Below are 24,636 nucleotides of genomic sequence, written 5' to 3' on the forward strand. Positions count from 1 at the left end.
ATGAACGATCTTCACCCCGTGCGCCGCGCGTTGCTTTCCGTATCCGACAAAACCGGGCTGATCGAGCTGGGCAAGGCGCTGGCCGAGCGCGGGGTCGAGCTGCTGTCGACCGGTGGCACGGCCAAGGCGCTGCGTGATGCAGGGCTCGCGGTGAAGGATGTCAGCGAGATCACTGGCTTCCCCGAGATGATGGATGGTCGGGTCAAGACCCTGCACCCGATGGTGCATGGCGGACTGCTGGCCCTGCGTGACAATGACACCCATGTTGCAGCCATGAACGAACACGGCATCGGTGCAATCGATCTGTTGGTTGTGAACCTTTATCCATTTGAAGCAACTGTGGCCAAAGGCGCAGGTTACGATGAGTGCGTCGAGAATATCGACATCGGTGGCCCGGCGATGATTCGCGCAGCGGCCAAGAACCATGCGTTTGTGAACGTGGTCGTGGACGTTGAGGATTACGACAAACTGCTGGACGATATGGATCAGCACGACGGCGCGACATGTCCGAAATTCCGCCGCAAGCTGGCGCAGAAGGCCTATGCCCGCACCGCCGCCTATGACACCGCAGTGTCCAACTGGCTGGCCGACGCGCTGGAGCTTGAGGCCCCCAGGCGTCGCGCGTTTGCCGGTGAATTGAAACAGACCTTGCGCTATGGCGAGAACAGCCATCAGCAAGCCGCGTTCTATACCGACGGCACCAATCGGCCCGGTGTGGCCACCGCTGTTCAGCATCAGGGCAAGGAACTCAGCTACAACAATATCAACGACACCGACGCGGCCTTTGAACTGGTTGCCGAGTTTGACCCCGAGCAGGGTGCCGCCTGCGCCATCATCAAGCACGCCAATCCATGTGGCGTGGCCAAGGGTGCAACCCTGCTTGAGGCCTACAAGGCCGCCTTCGACTGCGATCGCACCTCTGCCTTCGGCGGGATCGTGGCGTTGAATCAACCGTTGGACGCCGAGACCGCGCAGGAGATCACCGGGATATTCACCGAGGTCGTGATCGCTCCGGGCGCATCGGATGAGGCCAAGGCCATCTTTGCCGCCAAGAAAAACCTGCGCCTCTTGACGACCGAAGCTCTGCCGGATGTGACCGCCGGTGGGAAAACCGTGCGTCAGGTGGCCGGTGGGTTGCTGGTGCAGGACAAGGACAACGGCTTTGTCGGCATGGATGATCTGAAAGTTGTAACCAAGAAGGCCCCGACCGACGAACAGATGCGTGACCTTTTGTTTGCCTGGAAAGTGGCAAAACACGTCAAGTCCAACGCTATCGTCTATGTCAAAGACGGCGCCACCGTGGGCGTCGGCGCGGGCCAGATGAGCCGTGTGGACTCGGCCCTGATCGCCGCCAAGAAAGCCGAACGTATGGCCGACGTGCTGGGCTTGGCGCAACCGCTGACCATCGGCTCGGCCGTTGCGTCGGACGCATTTTTTCCCTTCCCTGACGGCCTGATGGAAGCGGCCGAGGCAGGCGCAACCTGTGTGATCCAGCCCGGTGGGTCCATGCGTGACGATGAAGTCATCGCCGCCGCGGATGAGGCCGGCCTTGCCATGGTCTTTACCGGCATGCGCCATTTCCGTCACTGATGCGGTCACGCCTGCTTCTCTGGGCGGCCCTGGCCGCCTTTGCGATCGACCAGATCAGCAAATACCTGGTCGTTCATGCCATGCGCGTGGCCGAACAGCCCGGTGGTATTGATGTTTTGCCACCGCTGCTGGTGTTCAAATACGGCGAGAACCGGGGCATCAATTTCGGCCTGTTCCAAGGGAACTCGGAGGCCGCGCGCTGGATTCTGATCGGAGTTTCCGTGGCGATCTGTGTTGGCGTGCTTGTCTGGCTCAGCCGTGCAGCCCCCTCAAGACTGATGCTGTTTTGTGGTGGTTTGTTGGTCGGCGGTGCGCTTGCGAATGTGGTGGACCGGGTCCTTTACGGATATGTACTGGATTTCCTGAACATGTCTTGTTGCGGCATCAACAACCCGTTTGTGTTCAACCTAGCAGATGTGTTCATATTTGCGGGTGCTATCGGGCTGGTGCTGTTTGACGGCAAAAAGGCCTCGTGACGCGCGGAATGATATGCGATAAAAGCCCCTGAAACAGGCTGGAGACACCAATGCGGATGCCGCGCGCCCTATTTGTTTTGACTGTTGCTGCTGCGGTTGCGGCGTGTTCGAATCCTGGTCTTCGGGATCTGGCGCCTCCGGGTCCGGGTCCGGATGAGTTTTCGGTGTTGCCTGTAAAACCACTGACTCAGCCTCAGGATTATGCCTTCTTGCCTGCGCCTACTCCGGGTGGCGCAAACCTGACTGATCCGAACCCCAATGCCGATGCTGTGGCTGCACTGGGCGGCAATGCCGCTGCACTAAACCCGAATACGGCTGTGCCATCCTCGGATGCAGCGCTTGTCACGGCGTCCAGCCGCTATGGTGTTTCCCCCGATGCGCGGCAGGTGGTCGAGGCTGATGACGCCGCGTTCCGCAAACGCCGGGGGCGCTGGACCGGTCTGCGCCTGTTCCCGGTCGACCGCTATAGTCAGGTTTACGAAAAACAATCGATCGATCCGTTCGCGGAAACAGAAGCTGCCCGTCGGGCCGGGATCGAAACCCCATCTTCGCCGCCGGGTGAATAATTCTTAACTTTCCGTCATCGGGCTTGAACCTGGGCCGCGTCACCGTAGTTTGAGTACCAGAAACGAAACGGAGGATGCCCTATGGTTCGGGCCCTGGCCTTGTCGGCTGCCCTGATCGCTGCCGCCCCGGTATTTGCCGAGGACGGGAAAGAAGCGGCCACCACATTCACATTGGACAACGGAATGGATGTCGTTGTGGTCGAAGACCACCGCGCACCAGTCGTACAACACATGGTCTGGTACCGTGCCGGATCCGCAGATGAGCCGATCGGATCGTCAGGTGTGGCGCATTTTCTGGAACACCTTCTGTTCAAAGGCACCGACACGCTGGCCCCGGGTGAGTTTTCGGCCACCGTGGCGGCCAATGGCGGCAACGACAACGCCTTTACCTCGTATGACTACACCGCATATTTTCAGCGTGTCGCTGCCGACAGGCTTGAGCTGATGATGCGGATGGAATCCGATCGGATGCGAAACCTTCGGCTGAATGAAGAGGATATTCTGACCGAGCGGGACGTGATTCTTGAGGAACGCAACCAGCGCACCGAAAACAATCCGCGCGCCCTGTTCGGCGAGCAGATGAGTGCGGCTCAGTATCTTAACCACCGCTACGGCGTGCCGATCATCGGCTGGATGCATGAGATGGAGGATCTGGATATGGAGGACGCGCTATCGTTCTACCAGACCCATTATGCACCCAATAACGCCATTCTGGTGGTCACGGGCGATGTTGATCCCGACGAAGTCCGCGCGCTTGCCGATCAGTATTACGGTGTGATTCCCGCCAACCCGGACCTGCCCGAGCGGGTGCGGTCACAGGAACCGCCGCAAACGGCCGAGCGCCGTCTGACCTTCAAGGACCCGCGCGTGGCCCAGCCTTACGTTCAGCGCAGCTATCTGGCACCGGAACGCGATCCGGGCGAACAGGAAAAAGCAGCGGCTCTGTTCTTGCTGGCCGAATTGCTGGGTGGAAGCACCACCTCTTATCTGAACGAAAAGTTGCAGTTTGATCAGCAGAAGGTCGTTTATGCCGGGGCGTTCTATCGTGGTGTTTCGCTGGATGACACGACATTTGATCTTATTGTCGTTCCGGCCGAAGGTGTTTCCCTGCAAGAAGCCGAAGACGAAATGGATCAGGCCGTGGCTGATTTCATTGCTGAAGGTGTGAACGAAGACGATCTTGGCCGCATCAAGATGCAGTTGCGCGCGGCCCAGACCTATGCGCGCGACAATGTGGACGGCATCGGCAACCGCTATGGCCGGGCCCTGACCAGCGGTCTGACGGTCGAAGATGTGCAGGCCTGGCCCGAGATCCTTCAGGCCGTGACCGGGGATGAGATCATCGCCGCAGCCCGCGAAGTTCTGCAACCCGAGGCGTCGGTCACCGGCTGGCTGATGCGCGATGACGAGGTGACGCAATGAAACGGTTTATTGCAACGCTGATTGCCTGTCTGGTCGCACTGCCGGCTTTGGCCGAGATCGAGATAGAAGAAGTGACCTCGCCTGGTGGCATCAAAGCCTGGCTGGTCGAGGATCATTCCATCCCATTTGCCGCGCTGGAACTGCGATTCCGTGGTGGCACATCGTTGGATGACCCTGACAAACGCGGCGCGGTCTACCTTATGAGCGGGCTGATCGAAGAAGGTGCGAGCGACATGGATGCGCGGACCTATGCCCGTGAGCTGGAGGCTCTGGCGGCCTCATTCCGATACAATGCCGGCGACGATTCAGTTTCGATTTCCGCGCGTTTTCTGTCCGAAAACCGGGATGAAGTTGTCGATTTGCTGCGCACAACGATCCACGAGCCGCGTTTTGATCAGGATGCGGTTGACCGGGTGCGCGCACAGATTCTGTCGGGTCTGCGCTCGGACCAGACTGACCCGAACGAAATCGCGGGGCGCGATTTTGCGCAGATGGCCTATGGAGATCACCCCTACGGATCTGAAGGGAAAGGCACCATTGAAAGCGTCTCGGCCCTGACGCGTGACGACGTGGTCGCGGCTTATGAAGGCGTCTTTGCCAAGGATCGCCTGTACGTGGCGGCCGTCGGCGATATCACGGCAGAGGAACTGGGTATCCTGCTTGATACCCTGCTCGGCGACTTGTCGGACACCGGAAAGCCCATCCCCGGCAAGGCTGATGTCAACATTTCCGGCGGCGTCAGTGTTGTCGAATTCGACACGCCTCAGTCCGTGGCCTTGTTTGGTCAAGCAGGGATTGATCGGGACGATCCGGATTTCTTTGCAGCCTTCGTTCTGAACCACATTCTTGGCGGTGGCGGGTTTGAAAGCCGACTGATGCAGGAGGTGCGCGAAAAGCGCGGCCTTACCTATGGGGTCGGGACTTATCTGGTGCCCAAGGATCTGGCCTCGGTCTACCTTGGATCCGTGTCCTCTGCCAATGACCGTATCGCCGAAGCCATCGACGTAATTCGCGATGAATGGGCGCGCGCGGCCACTGAGGGTGTGACGCAAGAGGAACTTGATGACGCCAAGACCTATCTGACCGGCGCCTATCCGCTGCGGTTTGACGGCAACGGACAGATTGCCGGGATCATGGTTGGGATGCAGATGGAAGGTCTGCCGATCGACTATATCGCCACCCGGAATGACAAGGTGAACGCGGTGACACTGGAAGATGTAAACCGGGTCGCCGCCGAACTGCTCGACCCGGATGGTTTGCACTTTGTTGTCGTTGGCAAGCCGGTTGGCATGGAAACAACGAACTGAACCTGTGGGGGTAAGCTGCGGCTTACCCCTTTTTCATGCTCCGCAGCATCTGCCCCATCATCTGGCCAAACTTGCCTGAGCCACGCTGATACAGCGCCCCGTCAACAGCCAGAACCGTACCACTGATGTAACTCGCCATTTCCGAGCTGAGGAACAGGCAAGCGTTGGCCACGTCCTGCGGCTGGCCCCAACGGCCCAGCGGCACGTCGCGGCGCAAGGCCTCACCAGCATCGGGAGTCGGGGCAAGGCGCTTGGCGCCTTCCGTGCCTTCGATGAAGCCCGGCACGACCGAGTTCACGCGAATGCCCTCCACACCCCATTCCATCGAGAGTGTGCGTGTAATCTGGTCGACACCTGCCTTGGCGGCGCAGACATGTGCTTGACCCTCATAGGGTAGATAGGATTGCGGGGCCGAGATGTTGATGATGCTTGCACCCGGGCGCTTAAGGTATGGATATGCCCCTTTCATCACGTGGATCGTGCCCATCAGGTCGATATCGATCACTGTCTTGAACGCGTTGACTGACATTTCAGCAGCCAATGCCGGAAAATTGCCCGCCGCACCCGAGATCAGCACATCGAAATCACCAAATGCGTCGTGGAACTGCTTGAGACCCGCCGCCACCGCATCAGGGTCACGCACATCGAACGCCGCCCCGATCGCATCCTGTGCACCAGCGGCTTTCAGCGCGGCAACGGTGTCATCGACCTTTTCCTGCGACCGGCTGGCAACGGCCAGTTTGGCACCTGCGGCCGCGAAAGCCTCGGCAATGCCGCGGTTGATACCGCTGGTTCCGCCGATGACGATGACGGTTTTTCCTGAAAAATCCATATAGGCCTCCCTAGGCGGGGAGCCCTACTCGCCGTAGGGCACCCAGATGTTCTTCACTTCGGTCGAAGCCTGAAGGAAGCGGCGGGAATGGTCCATGCCCCAATCAAATGCCGTCGCGTTATTGACCCATGTCCGTTTCAGGTTCCCGGCAGAGACGACCTCGATCTCCTTCGACAGGTCGGTGGACGAGAACGACCAGACCGCATCCACATTCAGGTGCGAGGCCAGCGGTTTCGCCAGCTCTGCATGGCTGCCGGTCAGGATGTTGATCACACCCGCAGGCACGTCAGAGGTCTCGAGGATCTGGTAGAAGTCCGTCGCGGCCAGAGGGTATGGCTCGGACGTCACCAGAACTGTCCGGTTGCCCATCGCAATCGCAGGCGCCATGGCCGAGACCAGACCCAGCAGCGGCGCCTCGTCCGCACAGAGCGCGCCGATCACGCCCACCGGTTCCTTCATCGCAATCGCCACGCCCCGGATCGGAACGCCATGCACCTGACCGTCATACTTGTCGGCCCAGGCAGCGGCGGTGAACAGGCGCTGGATCGCGGCGTCGACCTCTTTCGCGCCGTCCTTGCGGCCGGTCATCGCGTCGATGCGCCCGACGAATTCATCCGCGCGGGCCGAGAGGTTCTCGCCGATATAGTACAGGATCTGCGCCCGCAGATGGCCGGTGGTCTTGGACCAGCCCTTGGCCCCCGCCGCGGCCTCTACCGCGTTTCGGACGTCCTTTCGGTTGGCAAGGCCCACGTGGCCCAGCAGCCCCGCCTTACCCCAGACCGGCTTCGAATAGCCGCTGTCAGGCCGCGCCTGCTTGCCTCCGACATACATCTTGGCCGTGCGGTCGATCGGATCTACCGGCGCACCTTCGCCGGTGACTGCTTCGACCTTCGCCAGCGGTTTTGCCTTGCCTTTGGGCTTGGTGTACGCGGCCAGTCCTTCCCAGCCTCCTTCTCGACCAAAGCCGCTTTCGCGTACACCGCCAAACCCGGCGGCTGCGTCGAACAGGTTGGTGGCGTTTACCCAAACCACGCCCGCGACCAGCTTGGGAGCGATGTCCAGCGCAAGGTTCACGTTCTCGGTCCAGACCGTCGCGGCCAGCCCGTAACGGGTGTTGTTGGCCAGTTCGACTGCCTCTTCCGGGGTACGGAAGGTGGACGAGACCAGAACCGGGCCAAAGATCTCCTCCTGCATCAGAGGGTCCGAGGTCTCCAGGCCCGAGATCAAAGTCGGCGGATAGTAACACCCGTTCGCAGGTAAATCACACGCGGCCTGGTGAACGTGACCAGCAGTGTTGCTTTCGACCATGCCTTTGATGGTCTGCAACTGAACCGGGTCGACCACGGCGCCCACGTCGATGCATTTGTCCAGAGGATTGCCGACACGCAGCTTGTCCATCCGGGCACGCAGCTTGTCATGGAAACGGTCGGCGATGCCTTCCTGCACCAGCAGGCGCGAGCCCGCACAGCAGACCTGACCCTGATTGAACCAGATCGCATCGACCAGACCTTCGATGGCTGAATCAATATCGGCGTCGTCAAAGACGATATAGGGCGACTTGCCGCCCAGCTCGAGCGTCAGGGACTTGCCAGAACCGGCGGTGGCCTCGCGGATGCGGCGGCCCACTTCGGTCGAACCGGTAAAGGCGATCTTGTCCACGTCCGCGTTCACGATCATCTCGCCCACTGCGCCGTCGCCTGTCACGATGTTGACCACGCCCTTGGGCAGGCCGGCCTGCTGGCAGATATCGGCAAACAGCAGCGCGGTCAGCGAAGTGTATTCCGCCGGTTTCAGAACAACAGTATTGCCCATCGCCAGTGCAGGCGCGATCTTCCACGCCAGCATCAGCAATGGAAAGTTCCACGGGATGATCTGGCCGCACACACCCAGTGCCTCAGCGTCGGGCAGCTCGCTTTCCATCAGCTGGGCCATGCCCGCATGAAAATAGAAATGCCGCTGCGCCAGAGGGATGTCGATGTCACGCGATTCACGGATCGGCTTGCCGTTGTCCAGGCTTTCCAGCACGGCAAACAGGCGCGAATGCTTCTGCAACAGGCGCGCGATGGCGTAGAGGTATCGCGCACGGCCCGCGCCACCCAGTTTTTCCCACTTGGTTTGCGCTTTGCGCGCGGCGGTCACGGCAGCGTCCACGTCTGCCTGTTTCGCTTGCGTCAGCTTGGCCAGAACCTCTCCGGTCGCCGGGTTGCGGCTTTCGAACCCCTTGCCGGGTTTGGTGAAGATACCATCGATATAGTGTCCAAACTTGTCGCCCTGATCGACCAGCCAGGCCAACGCCTCGGCAGCGCTTTCGGGGGCGGGTCCGTATTCCATGGTTTCGAAAATCTCTTTGACTGTCATAGTTCTTGTCCTTTTCCGGGGCTTCGCCCGTTCAGCGCTGAAATCGTTCCACCGGAACGAGTTCCGGGCGCGCCTCACCCCATGGAGTGACGGTAACCGGCGGAGTAAGCGCCTGTCACATAGTGTTCCAACTGCCGCTCGATATCGCCCAACAGCGACGAGGCGCCAAAGCGGAACAGGTCGGGTTGCAGCCAGCGGTCGCCAAGCTCGTCCTTGATCAGCGACAGGTAGACCAGCGCGTCCTTGGCCTTGGAAATCCCGCCCGCAGGCTTGTAGCCTACGCGATAGCCGGTGCGGTCGTAATAGTCACGGATCGCCCGGATCATCACCAGCGACACCGGCAGGGTGGCGTTTACGCTTTCCTTGCCGGTCGAAGTCTTGATGAAATCCGCCCCCGCCATCATGCAGACCAGCGAGGCGCGCGCGACATTACGCAGGCTGCCCAGTTCGCCGGTGGCAAGGATGGCTTTGACATGCGCATCACCGCAGGCCACACGGAAGGCCTTCATCTCATCGTACAACGCCTGCCAGTCGCCCGACAGCACATGCCGGCGCGAGATCACGATATCGATTTCCTCGGCCCCGGCTTTCACGCTCTCTTCAATCTCGGCCACGCGCAGGTGGAAGGGGGACAGGCCCGCCGGAAAGCCGGTCGAAACGGCTGCGACAGGAATTCCGGTGCCTGCCAGGGCATCCACGGCGGGTTCGATCATGTCGTGATAGACACAGACCGCCCCGGTGGTGATCGGTGGCATATCCAGCGCTTGCAGCACTGAAGGGGCAACAGGTTGCCGTGCCTTGGCACACAGGCGGCGCACGCGACCCACGGTATCATCGCCTGACAAGGTGGTCAGGTCGATCATCGTGATCGCCTTCAGCAGCCAGGCTGCCTGATATTCCTTTTTGACCGACCGGCGGCCCGGCAGGGTCGCGGCGCGGCGCTCGATAGCCGAGGTATTGGCCTGAACGGCGCGCACCCAGTCCAGATCCAGATCCATGCCAGGGTTCCGGGATTCGGTCACTTGCGGCAGATGCGCGGTGCGCACGGGGCTTTCTGAGCTCTGCGTATCCATTGTCACGTCCTTTGGGAGGTTTGCGACAAAATCGCACGGGAGACCGGGGAATGGAAGATGTAGACGGGCAATGATTGGAAAAATTTTGACCAAATGGACAAAAATAACGACTTTCTTGCGAATAATTCGCATTAGCGTTGACTTACTTGCGAATGGTTCTCATATTCAGTTCAACAGGAAGCAAAAGCTGAGGTCGAAGATGATTCGCCGGAATTTTCTTGCAGTATTGGCGCTGGCCGTATCCCTGCCAGTCACAGCCTGGGCCGATGCACCCCTCAAGGTGGTGGCCACGACGGGCATGATTGCCGACGCGGCACGTCAGGTCGGCGGTGATCAGGTTGACGTCAGGGGATTGATGGGTCCCGGCGTCGACCCGCATGCCTATCGCCAGACCCGCAGCGATATCGTGGCGATGACGCGTGCGGATCTGATCCTGTGGCATGGCCTGTACCTCGAAGCACAGATGGAAGATTTCTTCCATGACCTTGATCGCAAGCGAACCGTGGTTGCAGTTGCCGAAGGAATGGATAAGTCGAAGCTGCGCGCGCATGACGATTATGCGGACAAATATGATCCGCATGTTTGGATGACGCCCGAGTTGTGGCGGGACGTAGTGCTTGAAGTGCAAGCAGCCCTCACCGAGGTACGTCCTGAAGCGGCCGAGGTTTTTGCGGCGAACGCGCAGGCACACCTGGCAGATATCGATCGTCTGACAGCCTATGCGGACAAAGCTCTGGCGTCTGTTCCGGACAACAACAAGGTTCTTGTCACCGCCCATGATGCCTTTGGGTATTTCGGTGAAAGCTTCGGATTCGAGGTTCTGGGAATTCAGGGCATCTCAACCCAGTCCGAGGCTGGTCTGAACCGGATTGGTGAACTGGTCGATCTGCTGGTTGACCGGAAGATCACGGCTGTTTTCGTCGAAAGCTCGGTCTCGGATCGTTCAATCCGCGCGCTGATCGAGGGCGCGGCTGCCAAGGGACATGAGGTGCACGTGGGGGGCGAACTGTTCTCGGACGCCATGGGTGAAGAAGGAACCTATGAAGGCACTTATGTTGGAATGCTGGATCACAACATTACGGTCATTGCCAGTGCTTTGGGTGGTGATGTGCCGGATCGCGGAATGGACGGAAAACTGTCGGCGGGGTTTTGATCGATGCTGGATCTGATTAGCGACGAAGGTATGACCGTTGACGACAACGGGTTGGTCGACAGCCCCCTTGCCCTGCGCGGCCTGACGGTCTCGTACGGGCAGAAACCTGCGGTGTTTTCAGTCGACATGACCGTACGGCCCGGGGCGATGACCGCGATCATCGGACCGAACGGAGCCGGGAAGTCCACATTGCTCAAGGCGGCGCTTGGCATCGTTTCCCCCCTGTCAGGTCAGGTGACCGTGTTTGGCCAGCCATTGGACACGCAGCGCGCACGCATTGCCTATGTACCTCAGCGCGCCAGCGTGGATTGGGATTTTCCAACGCGCGTCATCGACGTGGTTCTGATGGGCCTGTCGCGCGAACTTGGCTTGCTGGGCCGTGTGCGTGCCCGCCACAAGGCGTGCGCGATGGATTGTTTGCACCGTGTTGGAATGCGGGATTTCGCGGATCGCCAGATCGGGCAGTTGTCCGGCGGGCAGCAACAACGCGTATTTCTGGCGCGCGCGCTGGCGCAGGGCGCTGATCTGTACCTTCTGGACGAACCTTTCGCAGGCGTGGATGCGGCCACCGAGAAAGCTATCATCTCGGTGCTGAAATCCCTGAAAAAGTCGGGCAAGACGGTTGTCGTGGTGCATCACGACCTGGCGACCGTGACCGACTATTTCGACCACGTCTTCCTGATCAATACACGTAAGGTGGCCGAGGGACCGGTGGCCGAGGCCTTCACGGCGGAAACATTGCAATCAGCATATGGCGGTCGACTGGCAACCGCGCAGATCGATCAGATATCGCGCGCGCTGGGGTAACGCATGCTTTGGGATGCTCTGACTCTTCAACTTGGTTACAACGCCACGCTGGTTGCCATCGGTGCAACCTTGCTGGGTGTTTCAGCCGGAGTGACGGGGACGTTTCTGTTCCTGCGCAAGCGCGCTTTGGTCAGTGATGCAATCAGCCACGCGACTCTGCCAGGCGTCTGTCTGGCTTTCATGGTGTTGGTCGCGCTGGGAGGGGACGGGCGCAACCTGCTGGGCCTGTTGGCAGGATCGGCCATCTCGGCCTGGATCGGCCTTCTCTGCATGAACTGGCTGACGCGTCACACGCGTTTGGCCGAGGACGCCGCCATCGGAGCGGTCCTGTCGGTTTTCTTCGGCTTTGGCATCGTGTTGCTGACTGTCATACAGACGATGGGCGTAGGCCGCCAGGCCGGATTGGAAGGATTCCTGCTAGGGTCCACTGCCGGGATGCTCTGGGCTGATGCAATGATCATTGCAATCGGGGGGGCGGCGACGCTGCTGATGGTCATGATCATTCGTCGCCCAATGATTCTTGTCGCCTTCGATCCCGAGTTTGCTGCGGCCCGCGGGTTGCCGGTGCACAGAATTGATCTGGCCATGATGGGTTTGGTCATGGCTGTCACAGTGGTTGGCCTTAAAATCGTGGGTCTGATTCTGATCGTGGCTTTGCTGATCATTCCCGCCGTGACCGCGCGGTTCTGGTCCGAACGTTCGGACCATGTTGTTATTCTTGCCGGAGTTGCTGGCGGGCTGGCCGGTTACATTGGCGCGGCCATTTCGGCCTCGGCGCCAAACCTGCCGACAGGGCCGATCATCGTTCTGGTCAGCTTTGCCTTCTTTGTCGTGTCTTTGTTTTTTGCACCGATACGTGGCGTTTTGGCTGCGGTGTTACGCCATCTGCGCTTCCAGCGTCGGGTGCATATTCGTCAGGGTCTTTTGGCCTTGGCGCAAGGGCAAAAGATTTACGAGCCCCTGACCCTGCGCTTGCTGCGCCGCGCTGGGCTGGTGCGCGCGGACGGCGTTGCGACCGACATCGGCAAAGCCCGCGCGGCCAAGGCGTTGCGGGACGAAAAGCGTTGGGAAATCGTGCGCGCAGATCAGGCGCATGAGGCGACAGCCGCGCTTTATGATGGGTTACGGGACATCGAAACCGTCCTGACCCGCGATCAGATCGCCGAGATAGACCGCCGCATCGGCGGGCCAATGGGGGTGCCGGTATGAGTGGTGAAGAATTTGTCCCCCTGTCTCTGACGCCGTTGTTGATCGGTACATTCGCGGCCATTGCCTGCGCATTACCTGGCAATTTTCTGGTGTTGCGCAAACAGGCATTGATCGGAGACGCGATCAGCCATGTGGTGCTGCCGGGAATTGTTGTGGCGTTTCTGATCACAGGGACGATATCGACCTGGCCGATGATGCTGGGCGCGGCAGGCGCTGCCGTTGTGGCCGTGGTGCTGATCGAAGCCATTCGCCGATTGGGTCAGATCGAACCCGGGGCCGCCATGGGCGTGGTCTTTACCACCATGTTCGCCGCGGGCGTCCTGTTGCTTGAGCAGACGGATACGTCGACGGTGCATCTGGATGTGGAACATGCGCTTTACGGCAATCTCGAAAGCCTGATCTGGCTGGACGCCACCGGATGGTCGTCCTTGCTGGACACAGAGGCGCTGTCCGGGTTGCCCCCGGAATTACCCCGCATTGCGCTGACACTGGTCGGTGTATCTTTGTTCACATGGCTTTTCTGGCGGCCGCTGAAGATCTCTACCTTCGATGAAGGCTTTGCTCGGACCATTGGCATTCGCACCGGCGTTCTGGGCATGGCACTGGTCATCACCGCGGCAATTGCGGCGGTGGCGGCTTTTGACGCGGTGGGCTCGATCATCGTGATCGCCATGTTCATCTGCCCGCCCGCCGCGGCACGGATGTTGACCAACCGGCTGGAAGCGCAGATTGCCTGGAGCGTTGTGTTCGCCATTGCCGCGGCGGTGTCGGGCTATGTACTTGCAGGCTATGGCCCGCTGTGGCTGGGTGGTGCGGATGCCGTCAGCGCGTCGGGTATGATCGCCACGATGTCAGGCCTGATTCTCGCTTTGGCAGCGATGTTCGGCCCCTGCCGGGCTCGGATCGGCGCTCACATGTCTGTCTAATCGAGCATTTTCCCGCCACACTTGCCCATACGCCATCGGCCAAACTCTGCCCAGAAACTGAGCGGGAGAATCTTAAGCAGATTTTCCAACACGTGCATGATACATCCTGCCCCATTAATTAGCTGAAACACACCACTCACTTGGCACGTCCGGGTGATCCGGAATGAAGCCTCGTTCGCGGACACCCGGACGCCCCCTCCCTTCAAATGTACTGTTCAAACCGGTGGCAGAATCGTGCGCGACTATGCTAGGTCTAGGGGTATGGCCCAGGCAAACCCCAATATCGGCGAAAAACGCCCCGTGATTAAGCAGCTCGATGATGCCGCAATCAACCGCATCGCGGCTGGTGAGGTGGTGGAACGACCGGCCTCGGCGGTCAAGGAACTGGTCGAGAACGCAATCGATGCAGGGGCCACCCGGATTGCCATCGATGTTGCCGATGGTGGCAAGACCCTGATCCGTGTCACGGATGATGGGTGCGGTATCTCGGCGGAAGATCTTCCGCTGGCCTTGTCCCGCCATGCCACGTCAAAGATTGACGGGTCGGACCTGCTGAACATCCACACTTTCGGCTTTCGGGGCGAGGCTCTGCCGTCCTTGGGGGCCGTCGGGCGTCTGACCATAACCAGCCGCGTTCCCGGCGCGGATGCGGCGCAGGTGCACGTCGCGGGTGGCAAAATGGATGCGGTCAAACCCGCCGCACTGCGCACGGGGACTGTGGTCGAACTGCGCGATCTGTTCTACGCCACACCGGCCCGCCTGAAATTCATGCGCACCGACCGGGCCGAGGGGCAGGCAATCACTGACATAGTGAAACGGCTGGCCATGGCCGAACCTTCCGTGACATTTACCTTGCGAGATGTGTCCGGTGGCGGAGAGGGTCGCGTGACTTTTCGCGCGGATCGCGAGAACGGAGACCTGTTTGATGCGCTCCACGCCCGACTGGCCCGCGTGATCGGGCGCGAATTTGCAGAAAACTCCTTGCAGATTGATGCCACACGTGAAGGCATCCGTCTTTACGGCTACGCCGCCCTTCCGACCTATTCGCGGGGCGCTGCCGTGGCACAGTACCTTTTCGTCAACGGACGCCCCGTGCGCGACAAGATGCTGACCGGCGCGCTGCGGGCGGCTTATTTCGATTTCCTGAGCCGCGACCGCCACCCGGCTGCGGCTTTGTTTATCGACTGCGACCCCACGCTGGTTGACGTGAACGTCCACCCTGCCAAATCCGAGGTCCGGTTCCGAGATCCCGGTATTGCGCGGGGGCTGATCGTTTCCAGCCTGCGCCATGCTTTGGCGGAAGCCGGGCACAGGGCATCCTCGACTGTTGCGAATGCGACGCTGGGCGCAATGCGGCCGGAACCGGCACAGCCGGCACCTGCGCGGGTTTATCAGATGGATCGCCCGTCGCCTGCCGCTCGCACGGCGGCGTTTCGTCCGCAGGCTCCGGGATTTGCCGAACTGGCCGACGACTACAGTGGCAGCATTGTCGAGCCGACTCCGATTGCACAGGTCGCCGAGATTCAGGAGCAGCCTCAGGCGAAGGATCTGCCGCTTGGTGCAGCCCGCGGACAGGTGCATGAGAATTACATCATTGCTCAGACCGCCGATGGCATGGTGATCGTAGATCAACATGCTGCACATGAACGGCTGGTTTATGAAAAGCTGAAAACGCAGATGGCCGAGAATGGCGTCGCGGCGCAGGCCCTGCTGATTCCGGAAATCGTGGAATTGTCTGAAGGGGATTGCGCCCGCCTGATGGCCGTCGCAGATGATTTGACGCGCTTTGGCTTAACCATCGAACCCTTCGGAGGAAGCGCCATTGCCGTACGCGAAACCCCTGCCATTCTGGGCGAAGTCGATGCGAGGGCGATGATCCTCGATATCCTAGATGAACTCGCGGATCAGGGTGAAAGTCAGATGGTGCAGTCAAGGATCGAGGCGATCCTCAGCCGTGTGGCCTGCCATGGGTCGATCCGATCCGGTCGTCGGATGCGCGCCGAAGAAATGAATGCCCTGCTGCGCGAGATGGAGGCGACGCCGCATTCCGGCCAGTGCAACCATGGGCGACCAACATATGTGGAACTTAAACTCAGCGATATCGAACGCCTGTTTGGACGCAGTTGATCTGGTTTCAAACATGGCTTAACAAGATGGAAACAAAACGAGAACAAGTTGAATCCCATGATCCAAATTGCAGGCACTGAGATGGCGTTGAATGATCCCGTGTTACTGACCGTGGGTGGCGTGGTGGCATTGATTCTGCTGCTGCTGTTCCTGTCGTTGCGGGCGGCCAACCGCTCGGCCCGGATGGCGGAACCTCTGGCGCGGCAGATGGCGCATCTGGGTCAGCACGTCCAGCAACTGGGCCAGGGACAGGAACAGTTGCGCGGCGGCCTTCAGCATGTCTCGGACACTCAGGCCAACGCGCAGATGCAGGTGATTCAGACGGTCGAGGCGCGTTTGGCTTCGGTCCAGCAGCAGATGAATGACCGGCTGGCGGATAATGCGATGAAATCGGCGCGTGCGCTGGCCGAGATGCAGGAACGGATGAAAGAGACGTTGCATGGCTCGTCGAAACAGACGGCGACCTCGCTGACCCAATTGCAGGAACGTCTGGCCGCCATCGACAAGGCGCAGGACAATATAACCAAACTGTCGGGCGATGTGCTGTCTTTGCAGGATATCCTGTCGAACAAACAGAGGCGCGGGATGTTCGGGGAAATCCAGCTGAACGATATCGTGTCCAAGGCGCTGCCCGCTGACAGTTATTCGCTGCAGGCCACATTGTCGAACGGCAGGCGGGCGGATTGCCTGATTCACCTGCCGAACCCGCCGGGACCGATCGTGATCGACGCAAAATTCCCCTTGGAGGATTTCGAGGCGCTGGCCGCTGCGCAGACGAAGGTGGATGTCGATAGATGCCTGCGGGCATTCGGCGCAGCGGTGAAAGTGCATATCAATGCGATTTCCGAGAAGTACATCCTGGATGGGGAAACCGCGGACGGTGCTTTGATGTTCGTGCCGTCCGAAGCGATTTATGCCGAGCTGCACGCCCGTCTTCCCGACGTTGTACGCGAGGGGTTCGCCGCGCGGGTCTGGATCGTGTCCCCGACCACGTGCATGGCCACGCTGAATACCATGCGGGCGATCCTGAAAGATGCGCGTATGCGTGAACAGGCCGGTGCAATACGCAAAGAGTTGGGGCTGCTGCATAAGGATGTGGACCGCCTGGGTGATCGCGTCTCGAACCTGGATCGTCATTTCGGGCAGGCGGCCAAGGATATCTCAGAGATCAAGATCAGCGCCGAAAAGGCAGGCCGCCGTGCGCAGCGTCTGGACAATTTCGACTTTGAAGAAATCGAGACGAAGGCCGAAACTGACGTTGTGCCCCTTGCGAGACACGAAGGTTGAAATCTATTGGATGGACAGGTCCAGATTGTATCCTACGGTTTTACCGGTGTCCCTGTCATTGCCCATCAGATAGACGCGGATCGTATAGTCTCCATCGTCGGGCAGATTGATTCGGGCGGTGTTGCCGTCGATCGATCCGTTATAGATCGCGACACCGTCGCTGCCCGGCGGCAGGATGTTGAAATAGATCACGCCGTTACCATTGGTATCGCTGACCTGAAGATTGGCAAACATCTCCTGCCCGGCTTTGGCGCCAAGCGTATAGTCGAAGTACTCATCTCCTGAGATGGTCCCACTGACCATGGTTCCATAATTGCCGGGCTGAAACTGAACCTCGGCCGACATTTGGGCCGAGACGACGGGCGCGACTGCAACGAGAAGGACGGATACAAAAAGTCTTCCGAACATGATCATTCCTTTCAAAACACGCCTTGCGCGGGGATCGCAGGCAACTTTAGATACGCAGGAAGGGCTGGAACAGGCGCGGCATCAGCTTGTTGAACTTCAACGGTGCATCCGTAACCGCCAGACAAATGCAATCTTCCGAAATGTCCGCCAAAGGTGTGTGTTCCAAATCCTCGTCTGCGATCTCGACGTCGCCACGGGCGAAGTGATCCACTTCGTCTGAGAAAGCGCCCTGAAGCACCATCGTCAGTTCCATTCCATGATGCCCGTGATCAGGAACGGCAGCACCGGCTGGAATGAGCAGCAAGCGGGCCGTCGCATCCTTTGTCGTCGGCAGGATGGCTTGCTTTACGCCCATGCCGACGGGTCTCCAGCGGATATCAGAGACAGTCCCGCCGACATAGTCCTGCAAGGGCACCGGCAACACTGGGCAATTCGGACGCACAGGTTTCGCCGCTGGTGCGCCTTTGGCGATTAATGCCATTGTCGCGGCCAGAGATGTATCACTCATGGCGATGGATTCTGCCTGTTCCTCCAGAACATGCCCACCTACGGCGTCATAACTTCCGGCCCGCGCGCGGCAATGGTCGCACAGAGACAGATGCGTCGCGACCATCAGGTCGAAGGCTTCGGGCAGACTTCCTGCGGCATATGCCATCAACAGGTCATCTGTCAGGTGATGTTTGATCGACTTACTCATGTTACCCATCTCAGTTCATCGCATGGCGCAAGCGGTCCAGCGCCAGCCTAATTCGTGATTTGATCGTTCCCAGCGGCAAGCCGGTCTGTGACGCGATTTCCCGATGGCTCAGATCACCGAAATACGCCTTTTCGATCAGTTCTCTCTGCGCGTCCGGCAACGCCGTCAAAGCGGTGCGCAGCTGCGCGGTTTCCTGTTGCAGCGCGATGACATCGTCCTGCTCAGGCTCGGCCTCGGGACCCCACCACAGATCTTCGGGTTCGGGACGGCGTTGCTTGCGCAGAACGTCAATGCGCTTGTTCCGAGCGATCGTGAACACCCAGGTGGCCACCGTTGCCCGCGTCGGGTCGAACAGATGGGACTTGCGCCATAAGGTCGCCATCACCTCTTGGGCGCACTCTTCCGCCATCGCGGCGTCTGACCCTGACTTCATCAGGAACGCCTTGATGCGCGGCGCGAAATGCTGGAACAGCTCGGCAAATGCCGCCTGATCCTGCTCGTCGCGGATGCGCCTGACGTGATCCACCCATTCGGTTCTCGTCTCGCGCCTGCCGTTGGTTCCGTTCACCCGTCCACCCTTGATGCGTTTCTTTTCGCGCCGAGGCTGAAGGGCGGCCGGTTGAGCCGCAGGTTCGTCCAAGGTCACGGTATCGATCTCGGTAAACATAACCTCAATACGGCGCGTTCCCCAAGCCGGATCACTTTATGGGGACATTATGATCCAATTTGTGCAATTTTCCGTATCAAGGTTATCAGCATCTGAAGAGATTCAGTGCAGTTAAATGTGTTTACGAGAAGGCCGGAATACAGCGGATGACGCAGGAAATAGACCATATCGCGGGCCACACCTACCACGGGCGCAAGGGCGCGATCGAAAACGCGTTTCGTTACTCGGTCGACTACATTCTGCTGGATCCCGAAGCAGCACAGAACACGCCCTTGCTGTTTTCGGTTGATCGCGCGAATGTCACGAACTGGCGCACCAGAGATCATGGAGGAGAGTCAGGTCGGGGCGAAGGCGCGCTTTGGCTGCGTGCGCGTTTTGAAGAGATGTCGGTACAACAACCGGCGCGCTTCGAGTTGCTGACCCAACCCCGCGTTTTTGGGCACGTCTTTAATCCCGTCAGTTTTTGGTTCTGTTTTGACGACAGTGACCATCTTTATGCGGTGGTCGCCGAAGTCACCAATACTTATGGCACCCGCCATAGCTACCTGTGTCACAAACCTGATTTCTCGGCCATCGAACCGACTGACAGGGTGGTGGCGGACAAGCTGATGCATGTCTCACCGTTTCAGAAGATCGAAGGCAGTTATACGTTCCGCTTTGACTATCGCCCGGATCGGGTCGGCGTCTGGATCGACTATGGCCGCGCTGGTGGTGGGCTGATCGCGACGCTGTCCGGACCGCGGCAGCCCCTGACCAACCGGGTGATCCTGTGGTCCTTGCTGCGGCGACCATTTGGCGCCCGGAGAACCTTTGCACTGATCGTCTGGCAGGCTTTCAGGCTGTGGTTGAAAAAAGCAACCTTTCGCCCGTTTCGCAGGCAACCGGTACCGGACCAGCCGGTTTCACGGGCGCGGCACTAGGGCCGTTGTTTGCGTAAGATCAAAGACTCGGGTGGTGTTCGGTGATTGTGATGGCATGACAACCGCGAACACGAGGAACATGATCCATGTTGGAAATATCGGCAAGAAAGGTCGCTCAGATAGCCATGATGGGGCGCGAGCTAAACCGGGCAGAAGGTGAAATGCGCGCCTTTATCGAACGTATGAGCGAAGACGAGCAAGCCGAACTGGTTGCCATCATGTGGATCGGCCGCGAGAGTTTTTTCGCCGAAGATCTGGCCGAAGCGATTGCCACTGCCAAGGCCGAGGCCTCAACCCCCTGCGCCGACTACCTGATCGGTACTCCGCACATGTCCGATCATCTTGAGAATGGTTTGGATGCGCTGGGGATATCGGCCGAGGACGTCGAAAATGATCTGATGTAGACGGGACCCAAGGTCATGAAGCAATCTAAACCGATAGTTCGCCCCTAGACCAAGCCACCGGCGTTCAAGAAATGGCATATGCTCTCAAATTGAGTTAGTTTACAACCTACGAACAGGGTGGGTTTTGGATTTAGGGGCAGGAACTTGCGACGTATGACACGGCTTTTCGGGTTCTTTGTCTCGATTTTTTTGGGGACTACGAGCGTCCGACCTGTGGAGGCATGCAGCATCTGTCTAACTTTGCCGGAGTTTACGCTTGCTGACCGCATACTATCGGCGAACGTAGTTATTCTGGCACGGCCAGCGTTTGATAACGCTTTTAAGTATCAGCCGGTTACCATTATCAAAGGAACTCAAGGAAAGCTTTCGTCGTTACCAGATATTCCCTTTCTCATTGATAGCGCAACACGCGCGGCATTTCGATCGGATACTGAGGCCCGCGTTTTGCTGATATACGGCACCGACGACATCGATGCCGCCGGTCGCGGGTTTTCGCGGAGCTGGAAAAAGGTTTTTCGGATTACTCCGGAACGGGCTCGGTTTTTGGACGCACTTCAGACCAACGGGCAAAACTGGATTCTGGGTGAAACGAAAGACATCGAACGAGTGACTTTCTTTGGCAGCTTTCTCACACATTCCGACCGGATATTGCGTGATACGGCGATGGTCGAGATCAGTCGTGCACCATACGAGTTAGTTCGTGCCGCTGGACTGGCTGTACCAACGGAGCAGCTGTTACAGGAAGTTCAGACATTACAGCGGTTCAACTATGCGCCGGTATCGATCAGGCTACTCGGGTTACAATCGGACGCAACTGCGGTTTCTATTGTTCGGGCGCGATACAAGGCGCGGCTACAGAACGGTGGGGTGCATCTGGAGGAGTGGGCACTCGCAGGAATTGAAGCGGACAGTTCAGAAGCCCTTGCCAGGATCGAGGCAGCTCTTACTCAAGCGACTTTGTCATTTGACGAAAAAAGCAGCTTGATCCGAGCCCTGTCTGATGCGGGCACGTCGATGCCCGAACATCGTGCTAAAATATTGGAGATCTATGGCCGCGTATTAGATCGTGATACTTCACTGGCTGCGCAAACCGCCATTGCGGTTCGGTATTGGGACTTTTCTCCTTTGCAACACAGGTTCGATGCTCTCCTTTCCGCTGGGAACATCGATCCGGCGACGCGTTTTGCCATTCAGACAGTCTTGCCCACCGAAAGCAGGTAAAGTCGGGTCCGGCACTAGCGCAGGATCTTTAAACGCACGTTAATATTTTGGAATGGCGTCCTTAACGAATGCCTCCTTTATTTGATGTCAGGAAGACAATGACATCAAGTTCAGGAGGAGAAAGACATGTCACATACACAAACGTTCGCAGGCCGGGGTGGCCTGCTTGACGGTCTGTTTTCAAACTATGCGGATGCAAAGGTTGAGCATTTCCGCCGCCGGATTTTCTCGAAAACCGTGCGGGATCTGGAAAAGCTTGATGACCTGCAACTGGCCGATATCGGCGTCCAGCGGGATCAGATCAAACAATGCGCATATGAGAGTGTTTATAACAACAAGCCTTACCGGCAGTGATGAAGCACTCAGCGTGACCTGAAACCAATTCCCGTGATCCTGTTAGTGAGGTTACCAGTATGTTCGACGTCATACCGCCCACCAATCAATCGGCTCCGGCTGCCAGCGCGCTTTTGCTGTTCGATCGTGCAATGCGAATCCGTTCGATCAGCCCTGATATTGTCCGCGCAGCGCAGCATCTGAATGCAATGACCGATCATCAATTGTCAGAGCTCGGAATCAACCGCAGTGATATCGAAGATACTATCCAGCGGTATATCTAAAGGTCGGGTGAGAGAAACCCGAATGAGTACAACATGCATAAAGAAGAACAATGAAAGCCATTCCAGACTGTCTGGAATGGCTTTTTTGCATTCAGGCCGTGTGATCGACGATTTGCAGATGCTGGGCCAGCCTGTTGATTTCGCTCATCCACCCCTGCACCAGCTTGGGATCACTGGGGGCCGCGTGAACTCCGGCCGGGATGGCGCGGTTCAATACGGCCTCGACGGCAAGTGAGACCGGAATGGACACCAGACGCGCCATCGCCGTCCCACGCTCATCCCCCCAGGCGTCCATGACATAGGTCTTGTGCCAGACGGGGATACCGTTTTTCTCGGCCTTCAATCCCACGCACAGTACAACGCGATCAGGCTCGCCTTCGTCATAGGCGTTTTCCTCCCAGAACTGGTCCGACATCTCTTTCAGACGCGCATCTCCTTCGGGACCAGACAGGGTTTCGATCTCGGTGAACACATCCGACCACGCGTCGGCCCAGCCGTTCAAGCGCAGGGTGCCGCGGACGAATTCCTTGACTGGCCAGTGATCCTCGAAATGGTATTGCGCCATGAAGGGGATCGAGTCGCGGTTCGGATAGACTTCGAAGCTTTCCGGCGCTGGCAGCGGGGCAATGTAGCTGCTGATTGCATCCCACGGGCGGGTTACGTCCAGCGGCGCGTAATCGCGGATCGACTTCGACGGCGACCGCAGTGCTTTCAGCACGCCCAGCGGCGACCAGCTGAACTTGTATCGGAACGGGTTCGGATGTTTGGGAATGCCACCGCAATATGAGATGAAGCTCAGGTGGTTTTTCGGATCGAATGCATCAGAACCGCGGTAGTCGTCGATCAGCGCATGCGCCATCAGGTGATCGATGCCCGGGTCCAGACCGACCTCGTTGACCAGTGCGACACCGGCCTCGCGCGCCTTGTCATCCAGCGCGCGCATCTCGGGCGCGATATACGAGGACGAGACGAAATTGGCTCCTTTCGAAATCGCCAGTTCTGCCAGCGGCACGTGCCAGTCGCCCGGCAGCATCGAGACGATCACATCGCCCTTCTCCAATACAGCGCCGAGCGCGTCGGTGTCGAAGGCGCGGATGTCGTCGGTCAGGTCTCCGACCTCGACCTTGGCCTTTTCGATGGTCCGGTTCCAGACGGCGACCTTATGGCCGCCTTCGATCAGGCGGCGCAGGCCGGGAATGGCCGAGAGGCCGGTGCCACACCAATGAATGGTCATTAGAAAACTCCTCTAAGGCTGTTCAGCCGAACTTCAATTTCGCGGTCACAATCGCACCGACAAGAAGGATCGATATCACATTGCCGAGGATCAGCGGCCACGCCGAGATCATCAACCCATAGATCAGCCACAAAGTCAGGGTGGTCAGAATCAACAGGTTTGCGGGCAGAGACAAATCCTTGGTCTCGCGGCTGCGCCAGGTTTTCAGGGTCTGCGGCAACCAGCAGATGGTACCCAGAACCGCAGCCGCCCCTCCGATCAGATGTTCCATGCTTGCGCTCGCCTAAACATGTTTGTTGAACTCGTCCCGCGCGCGACCCCAGACACCCTTTTCCAGATCGGTCAGGGTCAGCAGGGACGGCAGAAGCTGCGTGGCATAGTCTTCCGAGCTTTCAACCGGCAGCATAGACGGAAGGTTGTCGATTGCCATCACGTCCATCACCGGGTCAGTGGCCACGCGAAGGGCGGGTGCTTCCCATGTGGTGGCGCGGTCATAGACGGGCACCGGGTTGTAGTCGCTGTCCGGGTCGCAGGCCACGTCGCCGATGGCTGTCAGGTTGCGGCGGGCTGTCAGAGCCTCGCGCGGGACAAAGACCGGAGTGCCGGGCCGCGCGAAAACGCAGTTCAGGAACAGATCATGGTCAAGGATTTCTGGGAAAGGTCCACCGCTGGCCGTCTCGGCCATGTCCCATTTGGTGACCGCGACGCCCATCGCCTCACACAGGTCTGCGGCACCGGTGCCCACACGGCCCAAAGCTCCGATGACGATGGCGCGCGGGCGCGTTGCACCGGTGGCGTCAAGCTCATCCCGAAGTTCCGCGTTCAGCGCATCCTTGCCAGCGTACACGCCAACGGGCGGGCATATCCCGCCTCGTTGCTGCGCCGCCCAGGTCTTGAGCGTCACGGCAGCACCCGCATAACCGGCCCAATACCCGAATGCAGCAACCCGGCGACCACCCTCATCCACGAGGTATTCCAGATCATAAAGCGTGCCGCCACCAGCCTTGAACCGCTCCAGTAGCTTGCGGCCCGAATGCTGGCCTTTGTAGGCGTGGCCGAACATGATGTGGCGGTGGGGCAGGGGTGTACCGTCTTCGGGCAGCTCCTTTAGGCCGAAGATAATCGCGTCCAGCGGGGCATCGGGCCAGGAATTCTCGGGCGCGATCTCGCAGCCAGCGTCCTTGTAGCCGTCCAGTGGGATGGCGCGGGCATGGCTTTCCTCGACCGTCACGCGGATGCCAGCCGCGATCAGCGCGGCGGCACCTTCCGGTGTCAGCCCAACCCGTTCTTCGTTCGGGCGCTGTTCTGCCCGGACCCAGAGATGTGTCATCTTAC

General features: G+C 59.1%; 25 protein-coding genes. 16 read left to right on the forward strand and 9 right to left on the reverse strand.

Going from position 1 to position 24,636, the window contains the following annotated elements:
• The 5 genes from purH to D1823_RS16360 all read left to right on the forward strand — a co-directional run bounded on the left by purH (nucleotide 1) and on the right by D1823_RS16360 (nucleotide 5,361).
• On the forward strand, nucleotides 1-1,590 hold the full coding sequence (gene purH, locus D1823_RS16340; RefSeq protein ID WP_117871838.1) for a bifunctional phosphoribosylaminoimidazolecarboxamide formyltransferase/IMP cyclohydrolase: 1,590 nt from the start codon (nucleotides 1-3) through the stop codon (nucleotides 1,588-1,590).
• The gene (gene lspA, locus D1823_RS16345; RefSeq protein WP_117871840.1) at nucleotides 1,590-2,066 is read left to right on the forward strand and encodes a signal peptidase II; all 477 of its coding nucleotides are present in this window, start codon (nucleotides 1,590-1,592) and stop codon (nucleotides 2,064-2,066) included. The genes purH and lspA overlap by 1 nt, the downstream gene beginning before the upstream one ends.
• A gap of 50 nt (nucleotides 2,067-2,116) precedes the next feature.
• Complete coding sequence (locus D1823_RS16350; RefSeq protein ID WP_117871842.1) at nucleotides 2,117-2,632, forward strand: DUF3035 domain-containing protein; 516 nt, start codon at nucleotides 2,117-2,119, stop codon at nucleotides 2,630-2,632.
• 81 nt (nucleotides 2,633-2,713) lie between these two features.
• Nucleotides 2,714-4,054 (forward strand): pitrilysin family protein, encoded by a 1,341-nt coding sequence (locus D1823_RS16355; protein ID WP_117871844.1) that lies wholly within the window; start codon nucleotides 2,714-2,716, stop codon nucleotides 4,052-4,054.
• Nucleotides 4,051-5,361, forward strand: a complete 1,311-nt coding sequence (locus tag D1823_RS16360; RefSeq protein ID WP_117871845.1) for a pitrilysin family protein — start codon at nucleotides 4,051-4,053, stop codon at nucleotides 5,359-5,361. Before D1823_RS16355 ends, D1823_RS16360 begins: the two co-directional genes overlap by 4 nt.
• A 22-nt stretch (nucleotides 5,362-5,383) precedes the next feature.
• Here D1823_RS16360 and D1823_RS16365 read toward each other — a convergent pair whose 3' ends face one another.
• The 3 genes from D1823_RS16365 to deoC form a co-directional block, all read right to left on the reverse strand.
• Complete coding sequence (locus D1823_RS16365; protein ID WP_117871847.1) at nucleotides 5,384-6,193, reverse strand: SDR family oxidoreductase; 810 nt, start codon at nucleotides 6,191-6,193, stop codon at nucleotides 5,384-5,386.
• Between the two features lie 24 nt (nucleotides 6,194-6,217).
• Nucleotides 6,218-8,551: an aldehyde dehydrogenase family protein gene (locus tag D1823_RS16370; protein WP_117871849.1), complete on the reverse strand. Its 2,334-nt coding sequence runs from the start codon at nucleotides 8,549-8,551 to the stop codon at nucleotides 6,218-6,220.
• Between the two features lie 74 nt (nucleotides 8,552-8,625).
• Nucleotides 8,626-9,624 (reverse strand): deoxyribose-phosphate aldolase, encoded by a 999-nt coding sequence (deoC, locus tag D1823_RS16375; RefSeq protein ID WP_117872944.1) that lies wholly within the window; start codon nucleotides 9,622-9,624, stop codon nucleotides 8,626-8,628.
• A gap of 199 nt (nucleotides 9,625-9,823) precedes the next feature.
• Here deoC and D1823_RS16380 point away from each other — a divergent pair, with 199 nt between their 5' ends.
• The 6 genes from D1823_RS16380 to D1823_RS16410 all read left to right on the forward strand — a co-directional run bounded on the left by D1823_RS16380 (nucleotide 9,824) and on the right by D1823_RS16410 (nucleotide 17,133).
• Nucleotides 9,824-10,777: a metal ABC transporter solute-binding protein, Zn/Mn family gene (locus tag D1823_RS16380; RefSeq protein ID WP_117871851.1), complete on the forward strand. Its 954-nt coding sequence runs from the start codon at nucleotides 9,824-9,826 to the stop codon at nucleotides 10,775-10,777.
• A gap of 3 nt (nucleotides 10,778-10,780) precedes the next feature.
• Nucleotides 10,781-11,584, forward strand: a complete 804-nt coding sequence (locus D1823_RS16385; protein ID WP_117871854.1) for a metal ABC transporter ATP-binding protein — start codon at nucleotides 10,781-10,783, stop codon at nucleotides 11,582-11,584.
• Nucleotides 11,585-11,587: 3 nt separating this feature from the next.
• Nucleotides 11,588-12,793, forward strand: coding sequence for a metal ABC transporter permease (locus tag D1823_RS16390; protein ID WP_117871856.1), 1,206 nt, complete (start codon nucleotides 11,588-11,590; stop codon nucleotides 12,791-12,793).
• Entirely contained in the window at nucleotides 12,790-13,719 is a 930-nt protein-coding gene (locus tag D1823_RS16395; RefSeq protein ID WP_117871858.1) for a metal ABC transporter permease, read from the forward strand. The genes D1823_RS16390 and D1823_RS16395 overlap by 4 nt, the downstream gene beginning before the upstream one ends.
• A 261-nt stretch (nucleotides 13,720-13,980) precedes the next feature.
• Nucleotides 13,981-15,846 (forward strand): DNA mismatch repair endonuclease MutL, encoded by a 1,866-nt coding sequence (gene mutL / locus D1823_RS16405; RefSeq protein WP_117871862.1) that lies wholly within the window; start codon nucleotides 13,981-13,983, stop codon nucleotides 15,844-15,846.
• A 57-nt stretch (nucleotides 15,847-15,903) separates the two neighbouring features.
• Nucleotides 15,904-17,133: a DNA recombination protein RmuC gene (locus tag D1823_RS16410; protein ID WP_117871864.1), complete on the forward strand. Its 1,230-nt coding sequence runs from the start codon at nucleotides 15,904-15,906 to the stop codon at nucleotides 17,131-17,133.
• Nucleotides 17,134-17,136: 3 nt separating this feature from the next.
• Here the strand turns inward: D1823_RS16410 and D1823_RS16415 are convergent, their stop codons facing one another.
• The 3 genes from D1823_RS16415 to D1823_RS16425 are packed head-to-tail and all read right to left on the reverse strand — an operon-like array spanning nucleotide 17,137 to nucleotide 18,905.
• On the reverse strand, nucleotides 17,137-17,541 hold the full coding sequence (locus D1823_RS16415) for a hypothetical protein (RefSeq protein ID WP_117872945.1): 405 nt from the start codon (nucleotides 17,539-17,541) through the stop codon (nucleotides 17,137-17,139).
• Nucleotides 17,542-17,587: 46 nt separating this feature from the next.
• Nucleotides 17,588-18,238 (reverse strand): ChrR family anti-sigma-E factor, encoded by a 651-nt coding sequence (locus tag D1823_RS16420; RefSeq protein ID WP_117871866.1) that lies wholly within the window; start codon nucleotides 18,236-18,238, stop codon nucleotides 17,588-17,590.
• 10 nt (nucleotides 18,239-18,248) lie between these two features.
• Entirely contained in the window at nucleotides 18,249-18,905 is a 657-nt protein-coding gene (locus tag D1823_RS16425; protein ID WP_117871868.1) for a sigma-70 family RNA polymerase sigma factor, read from the reverse strand.
• Nucleotides 18,906-19,051: 146 nt separating this feature from the next.
• Here D1823_RS16425 and D1823_RS16430 point away from each other — a divergent pair, with 146 nt between their 5' ends.
• From D1823_RS16430 to D1823_RS16450, 5 genes are all read left to right on the forward strand, one after another.
• Complete coding sequence (locus D1823_RS16430; RefSeq protein ID WP_117871870.1) at nucleotides 19,052-19,825, forward strand: DUF1365 domain-containing protein; 774 nt, start codon at nucleotides 19,052-19,054, stop codon at nucleotides 19,823-19,825.
• 86 nt (nucleotides 19,826-19,911) lie between these two features.
• Entirely contained in the window at nucleotides 19,912-20,229 is a 318-nt protein-coding gene (locus D1823_RS16435) for a DUF3775 domain-containing protein (protein ID WP_117871872.1), read from the forward strand.
• 153 nt (nucleotides 20,230-20,382) lie between these two features.
• A complete protein-coding gene (locus D1823_RS16440; RefSeq protein WP_117871874.1) occupies nucleotides 20,383-21,450 on the forward strand; it encodes a hypothetical protein in 1,068 nt (355 codons plus the stop codon).
• Nucleotides 21,451-21,576: 126 nt separating this feature from the next.
• Nucleotides 21,577-21,804: a DUF1127 domain-containing protein gene (locus D1823_RS16445; protein ID WP_117871876.1), complete on the forward strand. Its 228-nt coding sequence runs from the start codon at nucleotides 21,577-21,579 to the stop codon at nucleotides 21,802-21,804.
• A 59-nt stretch (nucleotides 21,805-21,863) separates the two neighbouring features.
• Entirely contained in the window at nucleotides 21,864-22,067 is a 204-nt protein-coding gene (locus D1823_RS16450; RefSeq protein ID WP_117871880.1) for a DUF1127 domain-containing protein, read from the forward strand.
• Nucleotides 22,068-22,158: 91 nt separating this feature from the next.
• Here the strand turns inward: D1823_RS16450 and D1823_RS16455 are convergent, their stop codons facing one another.
• From D1823_RS16455 to D1823_RS16465, 3 genes are read right to left on the reverse strand one after another with little or no spacing between them, the layout of a single operon-like run.
• Nucleotides 22,159-23,301: a saccharopine dehydrogenase family protein gene (locus D1823_RS16455; protein ID WP_117871882.1), complete on the reverse strand. Its 1,143-nt coding sequence runs from the start codon at nucleotides 23,299-23,301 to the stop codon at nucleotides 22,159-22,161.
• 22 nt (nucleotides 23,302-23,323) lie between these two features.
• Entirely contained in the window at nucleotides 23,324-23,572 is a 249-nt protein-coding gene (locus D1823_RS16460) for a SemiSWEET family sugar transporter (RefSeq protein ID WP_117871884.1), read from the reverse strand.
• A 12-nt stretch (nucleotides 23,573-23,584) separates the two neighbouring features.
• Complete coding sequence (locus tag D1823_RS16465) at nucleotides 23,585-24,631, reverse strand: saccharopine dehydrogenase (RefSeq protein WP_117871886.1); 1,047 nt, start codon at nucleotides 24,629-24,631, stop codon at nucleotides 23,585-23,587.
• Nucleotides 24,632-24,636 lie beyond the last annotated feature (5 nt).

Origin of the sequence: Ruegeria sp. AD91A (genome assembly GCF_003443535.1) — a bacterium.
In the GTDB taxonomy this organism is placed as follows: Bacteria; Pseudomonadota; Alphaproteobacteria; order Rhodobacterales; family Rhodobacteraceae; genus Ruegeria.

What these genes read in the sequence shown, in the direction of transcription:
- D1823_RS16425 (WP_117871868.1), bottom strand. Translation starts at nt 18,905, where the DNA reads ATGTTTACCGAGATCGATACCGTGACCTTGGACGAACCTGCGGCTCAA.
- D1823_RS16390 (WP_117871856.1), top strand. Translation starts at nt 11,588, where the DNA reads ATGCTTTGGGATGCTCTGACTCTTCAACTTGGTTACAACGCCACGCTG.
- D1823_RS16445 (WP_117871876.1), top strand. Translation starts at nt 21,577, where the DNA reads ATGTCACATACACAAACGTTCGCAGGCCGGGGTGGCCTGCTTGACGGT.
- D1823_RS16455 (WP_117871882.1), bottom strand. Translation starts at nt 23,301, where the DNA reads ATGACCATTCATTGGTGTGGCACCGGCCTCTCGGCCATTCCCGGCCTG.
- D1823_RS16370 (WP_117871849.1), bottom strand. Translation starts at nt 8,551, where the DNA reads ATGACAGTCAAAGAGATTTTCGAAACCATGGAATACGGACCCGCCCCC.
- D1823_RS16435 (WP_117871872.1), top strand. Translation starts at nt 19,912, where the DNA reads ATGTTGGAAATATCGGCAAGAAAGGTCGCTCAGATAGCCATGATGGGG.
- D1823_RS16355 (WP_117871844.1), top strand. Translation starts at nt 2,714, where the DNA reads ATGGTTCGGGCCCTGGCCTTGTCGGCTGCCCTGATCGCTGCCGCCCCG.
- D1823_RS16395 (WP_117871858.1), top strand. Translation starts at nt 12,790, where the DNA reads ATGAGTGGTGAAGAATTTGTCCCCCTGTCTCTGACGCCGTTGTTGATC.
- D1823_RS16360 (WP_117871845.1), top strand. Translation starts at nt 4,051, where the DNA reads ATGAAACGGTTTATTGCAACGCTGATTGCCTGTCTGGTCGCACTGCCG.
- D1823_RS16460 (WP_117871884.1), bottom strand. Translation starts at nt 23,572, where the DNA reads ATGGAACATCTGATCGGAGGGGCGGCTGCGGTTCTGGGTACCATCTGC.
- D1823_RS16420 (WP_117871866.1), bottom strand. Translation starts at nt 18,238, where the DNA reads ATGAGTAAGTCGATCAAACATCACCTGACAGATGACCTGTTGATGGCA.
- purH (WP_117871838.1), top strand. Translation starts at nt 1, where the DNA reads ATGAACGATCTTCACCCCGTGCGCCGCGCGTTGCTTTCCGTATCCGAC.
- D1823_RS16380 (WP_117871851.1), top strand. Translation starts at nt 9,824, where the DNA reads ATGATTCGCCGGAATTTTCTTGCAGTATTGGCGCTGGCCGTATCCCTG.
- D1823_RS16430 (WP_117871870.1), top strand. Translation starts at nt 19,052, where the DNA reads ATGACGCAGGAAATAGACCATATCGCGGGCCACACCTACCACGGGCGC.
- deoC (WP_117872944.1), bottom strand. Translation starts at nt 9,624, where the DNA reads ATGGATACGCAGAGCTCAGAAAGCCCCGTGCGCACCGCGCATCTGCCG.
- D1823_RS16410 (WP_117871864.1), top strand. Translation starts at nt 15,904, where the DNA reads ATGATCCAAATTGCAGGCACTGAGATGGCGTTGAATGATCCCGTGTTA.
- D1823_RS16350 (WP_117871842.1), top strand. Translation starts at nt 2,117, where the DNA reads ATGCGGATGCCGCGCGCCCTATTTGTTTTGACTGTTGCTGCTGCGGTT.
- D1823_RS16450 (WP_117871880.1), top strand. Translation starts at nt 21,864, where the DNA reads ATGTTCGACGTCATACCGCCCACCAATCAATCGGCTCCGGCTGCCAGC.
- D1823_RS16365 (WP_117871847.1), bottom strand. Translation starts at nt 6,193, where the DNA reads ATGGATTTTTCAGGAAAAACCGTCATCGTCATCGGCGGAACCAGCGGT.
- lspA (WP_117871840.1), top strand. Translation starts at nt 1,590, where the DNA reads ATGCGGTCACGCCTGCTTCTCTGGGCGGCCCTGGCCGCCTTTGCGATC.
- mutL (WP_117871862.1), top strand. Translation starts at nt 13,981, where the DNA reads ATGGCCCAGGCAAACCCCAATATCGGCGAAAAACGCCCCGTGATTAAG.
- D1823_RS16440 (WP_117871874.1), top strand. Translation starts at nt 20,383, where the DNA reads ATGACACGGCTTTTCGGGTTCTTTGTCTCGATTTTTTTGGGGACTACG.
- D1823_RS16465 (WP_117871886.1), bottom strand. Translation starts at nt 24,631, where the DNA reads ATGACACATCTCTGGGTCCGGGCAGAACAGCGCCCGAACGAAGAACGG.
- D1823_RS16415 (WP_117872945.1), bottom strand. Translation starts at nt 17,541, where the DNA reads ATGTTCGGAAGACTTTTTGTATCCGTCCTTCTCGTTGCAGTCGCGCCC.
- D1823_RS16385 (WP_117871854.1), top strand. Translation starts at nt 10,781, where the DNA reads ATGCTGGATCTGATTAGCGACGAAGGTATGACCGTTGACGACAACGGG.